At 73.1% G+C, this 5,312-nt stretch carries 7 protein-coding genes; 5 read left to right on the top strand and 2 right to left on the bottom strand.

Features of this window, described 5'->3' with window-relative positions; translation table 11 throughout:
- Positions 1–134 precede the first annotated feature (134 nt).
- Entirely contained in the window at positions 135–536 is a 402-nt protein-coding gene (locus ACZ4NT_RS33025; protein ID WP_467728727.1) for a nuclear transport factor 2 family protein, read from the bottom strand.
- Between the two features lie 85 nt (positions 537–621).
- On the opposite strand from ACZ4NT_RS33025, the gene ACZ4NT_RS33030 reads away from it, so the two are divergent.
- The 5 genes from ACZ4NT_RS33030 (at position 622) to ACZ4NT_RS33050 (ending at position 4,260) form a co-directional block, all read left to right on the top strand.
- Positions 622–1,191 carry a PadR family transcriptional regulator gene (locus ACZ4NT_RS33030; RefSeq protein ID WP_121408268.1) on the top strand — a complete coding sequence of 190 codons (570 nt, stop codon included), beginning with the start codon at positions 622–624 and terminating at the stop codon, positions 1,189–1,191.
- A gap of 131 nt (positions 1,192–1,322) precedes the next feature.
- The gene (locus tag ACZ4NT_RS33035) at positions 1,323–2,018 is read left to right on the top strand and encodes a type 1 glutamine amidotransferase domain-containing protein (RefSeq protein WP_467728729.1); all 696 of its coding nucleotides are present in this window, start codon (positions 1,323–1,325) and stop codon (positions 2,016–2,018) included.
- A 202-nt stretch (positions 2,019–2,220) separates the two neighbouring features.
- Complete coding sequence (dhaK, locus tag ACZ4NT_RS33040; RefSeq protein WP_121408269.1) at positions 2,221–3,213, top strand: dihydroxyacetone kinase subunit DhaK; 993 nt, start codon at positions 2,221–2,223, stop codon at positions 3,211–3,213.
- 44 nt (positions 3,214–3,257) lie between these two features.
- Positions 3,258–3,857 (top strand): dihydroxyacetone kinase subunit DhaL, encoded by a 600-nt coding sequence (dhaL, locus tag ACZ4NT_RS33045; RefSeq protein WP_121408270.1) that lies wholly within the window; start codon positions 3,258–3,260, stop codon positions 3,855–3,857.
- Positions 3,850–4,260, top strand: a complete 411-nt coding sequence (locus ACZ4NT_RS33050) for a PTS-dependent dihydroxyacetone kinase phosphotransferase subunit DhaM (protein ID WP_467728731.1) — start codon at positions 3,850–3,852, stop codon at positions 4,258–4,260. The genes dhaL and ACZ4NT_RS33050 overlap by 8 nt, the downstream gene beginning before the upstream one ends.
- A gap of 15 nt (positions 4,261–4,275) precedes the next feature.
- Here ACZ4NT_RS33050 and ACZ4NT_RS33055 read toward each other — a convergent pair whose 3' ends face one another.
- Positions 4,276–5,004 carry a glycoside hydrolase family 75 protein gene (locus ACZ4NT_RS33055; RefSeq protein WP_467728733.1) on the bottom strand — a complete coding sequence of 243 codons (729 nt, stop codon included), beginning with the start codon at positions 5,002–5,004 and terminating at the stop codon, positions 4,276–4,278.
- Positions 5,005–5,312: the final 308 nt, after the last annotated feature.

Here is a 5,312-nt window from a genome sequence, read left to right on the forward strand (position 1 = left end):
GGAGACATGGGGGGGGGGTGGGGGGGGTGGGGCGGGCCTGGCGCGGTTTGGGGGGGGGGTGGTGGGGGGGGGGCGTGGGGGGGGGGGGGGGGGGGGGGCCCTGGGGGGGGGGGGGCCCCCCCCCCCCCGCTCCCCTACCCGTCCGCCCGGTCGAGCGCCTCCCGCGAGATCTGCTCGAACTGCGCGGCCATCGCCGTCTGGAGCGCCTGGGCCGCCGAGAGCGGGCGGACCATCACCGTGAAGTCGTCGATCTTCCCGTCCTCGTCGACGTGCAGGAAGTCGCAGCCCTCGATCTCCTTGTCGCCCACCTTCGCCCGGAAGACCAGCGCGTGGTCCCTGCCTCCGGCGTCGGCGATCTCGCGCACGTAGTGGAAGTTGGTGAAGACGCGCGAGACGCCGCGCACGATGGCCGCCGTGATGGCCCTGCCGGTGTACGGCTTGAAGACGACGGGACTGGTGAACACCACGTTCTCGGCGAGGAGCCCCTCGACGGCGGCGTGGTCGTCGGCCTCCACGGCCTTGCGGAAGGGGTGCATCGCGACCCCACCTCTCATAGTCAATTAATTGAATAGGTGTGGAGGAGATTACTCGCGGAGGCGAGCGGCATCTAGCCTTGGGCGCATGGCATTGCGCAACGCGGTCCTGGCCGCGCTCCTGGACGGCGAGGCGTCGGGGTACGACCTGGCCAAGGGTTTCGACGCGGCGATCGCCAACTTCTGGATGGCGACTCCCCAGCAGCTCTACCGGGAACTCGACCGCATGGCGGAGGAGGGCCTGATCCAGGCCCGGCTCGTCCGCCAGGAGCGCCGGCCCGACAAGCGGATGTTCTCGCTCACCGACGCGGGCCGCCGCGCTCTGCACGACTTCACGGCGGCCCCTCCCCGGCCCACGGCCATCCGCGACGAACTCCTGGTCAAGGTCCACGCGGTCGACGAGGGCGACTGCGAGTCCGTGCGCGCGGCCGTCACGGAGCGGCTGCAGTGGGCCCGCGCGAAGCTGGACCGCTACGACCGGCTGCGGGCCCGTCTCCTCGACGGCCGCAGCGAGGAGGAGTACCTGGCCGGTGCCGAGCGCGTCGGTCCGTACCTCACGCTGATGCGGGGCCGGTCGTTCGAGCGGGAGAACATCGCATGGGCCGAGCGGGCCCTGCGCGTCCTGGAGCAAAGGGCCGCGGCCCGCGGGCGTTCCTGAGCGCATCCCCTGCCGCCGCACCGCTCCCGGTGACGGCAAGGGAACCATTCCCCGAGATCCATTGGATGCCCTATGGCTCCGAGTGACGCGCCTATTGGTCACCTATGGTCCCGCACGCCTACCTTCGCAGCATGTCGAAGATTCTTTTTGTGATGACCGGCGCCGACCACTGGACGCTGGCGGACGGCAGCAAGCACCCGAGCGGCTTCTGGGCCGAGGAGGCGGTGGCCCCGTACGAGGCCTTCGGGGCCGCGGGCCACGAGGTCGTGGTCGCCACGCCCGGCGGTGTCGTACCGACCGTGGACCGGGCGAGTCTCGCACCCGAGGTGAACGGCGGCCAGGAGAACGCCGACCGGATCGCCGGAGTTCTGGCGTCGACCGACGCGTTCCGGCAGCCGATCCGGCTGGAGGACGTGCGGCTCGACGACTACGCGGCCGTCTTCTACCCCGGCGGCCACGGCCCGATGGAGGACCTCGCGGTCGACACCGCTTCCGGCCGGCTTCTGACCCTCGCCCTCACCTCGGGCAAGCCGCTCGGCGTGGTCTGCCACGGTCCTGCCGCACTGCTCGCGGCGCGGCGGGAGGACGGCGGCAACCCGTTCGCGGGCTACCGCCTGACCGGCTTCACCAACGCCGAGGAGACCCAGGCCGGCCTCGCCGACAAGGCGAAGTGGCTGCTCCAGGACCGCCTCGTCGAGGCGGGTGCGGACTTCCAGGAGGGCGAGCCCTGGGCCCCGCACGTGGTCGTCGACCGCAATCTGGTCACCGGCCAGAACCCGGCCTCGTCCGCCCCCCTCGCCGCCGAGCTGCTGAAGAAGCTGGGCTGAGCCCACTCCCCCGCCCCGGCGGGCCGGGACGTGCCGCCCTCCGGGGCCCGCGGACCCGGCCCGCCGGGGCTTCGCCGTCCCTTTCCGGGAGCGGTGGCCGCCCACCGCGACCCCGGCCCGAAGCACCCGGATCTCCGCCGCACGTGACCGGGGCCTCCTGAACGCCGATACTGCAAGAGGCTGATCTCATCAGGAGGTACCCATGAAGATGCTCATCAACGTGGCGGAAACAGTGGTCGCGGACGCCCTGCGGGGCATGGCGGCCGCCCATCCGGAGCTGACGGTCGACGTGGAGAACCGCGTGATCGTCCGGAGCGACGCCCCGGTGGCCGGCAAGGTCGGGCTCATCTCCGGCGGCGGCTCGGGGCACGAACCGCTGCACGGCGGATTCGTGGGTCCGGGCATGCTGTCGGCCGCCTGTCCGGGCGAGGTCTTCACCTCGCCGGTACCGGATCAGATGGTGCGGGCCGCGGCAGCGGTGGACAGCGGCGCGGGCGTGCTGTTCATCGTGAAGAACTACACGGGCGACGTGCTGAACTTCGACATGGCGGCGGAGCTCGCCGAGGACGAGGGCATCCGGGTCGCCAAGGTCCTCGTCAACGACGACGTCGCCGTCACGGACAGTCTCTACACGGCCGGCCGGCGCGGCACCGGCGCGACGCTCTTCGTCGAGAAGATCGCCGGGGCGGCCGCCGAGGAGGGCGCACCGCTGGAGCGGGTGGAGGCACTCGCCCGCCAGGTCAACGAGAGCTCCCGCAGTTTCGGCGTGGCGCTCTCCGCGTGCACGACGCCCGCCAAGGGCAGCCCCACCTTCGACCTCCCGGCCGGTGAACTGGAACTGGGTGTCGGCATCCACGGCGAGCCGGGCCGGGAGCGGCGCGCAATGATGACCTCCCGGGAGATCGCGGACTTCTCCGTGCACGCGATCCTCGAGGACCTCGACCCGCGCAATCCGGTCCTGGTCCTGGTCAACGGCATGGGTGCCACTCCGCTGCTGGAGCTGTACGGCTTCAACGCGGAGGTGCAGCGGGTGCTGACCGAACGTGGTGTCGCCGTGGCACGGACGCTGGTCGGCAACTACGTCACCTCGCTCGACATGGCCGGCGCGTCGGTGACCCTGTGCCAGGTGGACGAGGAGCTGCTGCGGCTGTGGGACGCACCGGTGAAGACGCCGGGCCTGCGCTGGGGCAGCTGAAGCGGCCCGATCCGGTCAACGTCCGTACCACGCAAGGAGATCCTGTGCTCGACGCCGACTTCTTCCGACGTTGGATGGCGGCGACCGCCGCCTCCGTGGACCGCGAGGCCGACCGGCTCACCGCGCTGGACTCACCCATCGGCGACGCCGACCACGGCAGCAACCTGCAGCGCGGCTTCACCGCCGTGGTGGCCACGCTGGACAAGGAGGCGCCCGACACGCCCGGCACCGTCCTGACGCTCGCCGGCCGGCAGCTGATATCGACGGTGGGCGGTGCGTCCGGCCCGTTGTACGGCACCCTGCTGCGCCGTACGGGCAAGGCCCTCGGGGACGCCGCCGAGGTCTCCGAGGAGCAGCTCACGGAGGCACTGCGCACGGGCGTGGACGCGGTGATGACGCTGGGCGGAGCCGCGCCCGGCGACAAGACCATGATCGACGCCCTGGTGCCGGCCGTGGACGCGCTCGAACAGTCCTTCGCGGCGGCCGCGACGGCCGCCGCGGAGGGCGCCGAGGCCACCACGCCGTTGCAGGCGCGCAAGGGCCGGGCCAGCTATCTGGGCGAACGCAGCATCGGGCACCAGGACCCGGGCGCCACGTCCTCGGCCCTGCTGATCGAGGCTCTCGTGGAGGCGTCCGGTGAGTGACGACAAGCTGGTGGGCATCGTTCTCGTGTCGCACAGTGCCGCCGTCGCCGCCTCGGTCGCCGAGCTGGCGGCGGGGCTGGCGGGCGGTGGCACGACCGCCCCGGTGGCGCCGGCCGGCGGCACCGTGGACGGCGGTCTGGGCACGAGTGCCGAACTGATCTCGGCCGCGGCGGCGGCCGTGGACCGGGGTGCCGGGGTCGCCGTCCTCATGGACCTGGGCAGTGCGGTCCTCACCGTGAAGGCGCTGCTGGCGGAGGGCGACGAGCTGCCGCCGGACACGCGACTGGTCGACGCCCCGTTCGTCGAGGGCGCGGTCGCCGCGGTCGTCACCGCCTCGGCGGGCGGGGACCTGGCCGCGGTGCAGGCCGCGGCGGCCGAGGCGTACGCGTACCGGAAGGAGTGACCCCGCGGCGGCGGCTCACCCCCGGTCGCCGCCGAGGAACTTCCGTGCCAGGGCCTCCCCTTGGGCCGCCGTCACCCGGTGGTTCTCGATCGGGGACACGGTGGAGTTCTTGAACACGAGGTAGGTGACGCCCGAGGGCGCGCCGCCGCCGCGCGGATCGGTGCGGATGCCGAGGCCCCGGGCGGCGGCGTACGACGCCTCGCCGATGATGTCCCCGGGGCCGACGTCGCCGACGACCGCGTACTGCACCCGGTCCCGGTAGATGACGGCGGCGACGGAGCCGCCGCCGACTCCGTGGTCGCGGTGGTTCCAGACCGGGCCGGGCGACGGCACGACGATGTACGGCAGGGTCTCGGCACTCAAGTAGCGCCCGTCGGACTGCTGAAAGGCCGTCATGGACGAGAAGAGCGGGTCGGTGCGCCCGTTGCAGCGGGGGCCGGGCCGTCCGTCGCAGTCGATGTCGAGGTCCGCCTTCCAGAACACGGCCCCCCGCTTGCCGCAGACGGGGATGTCCGCGGGGGCACCGTCGTCGCTGCGGTAGCGGCCCCGCGAGACCGGGGCGCAGTCGCGCACCGCCGCCAGCAGGTCACGGGCGCGGACGCCCCCGTCGCGGTCCGCCTCGCGCAACCGGGGCCGTTCCGGTCCCGCGGCGACGGGGACGGGCGCCGCGGGTTTCGCGGGAAGCGTGGTGGGGGCGAGCAGGGCGGCGCCGGCCGCGGCCAACGTCAGCGACTGGACACGCACGATAAGAAACCCTCTCCTGGGGGACACTGACGGGCACTCACCCAAATCTGGGCCGGGTCGGTGCGCCCGGCCACCGGTAAGGGTCCGGACGGTGCACGGCCCGGCCCCGCCGCAGGTCACGGAGGTGGCCGCCGCACGGCCGGGTCGCGGACACCGGTCCGCGGCGGGGGAGATACCGGGGAACGGTCGGGGGGGGGGGGGGGGGGGGGGGGGGGGGGGGAGGCGCACAACCAACACGCGGGGGGGAAGGAGAAAGAAAAGCGTTGGCAGCTTCTGGCGGGAGCCCCCCTCAGCTCGGGGAGGGTATA

The organism is Streptomyces sp. NPDC026417 (genome assembly GCF_055567695.1).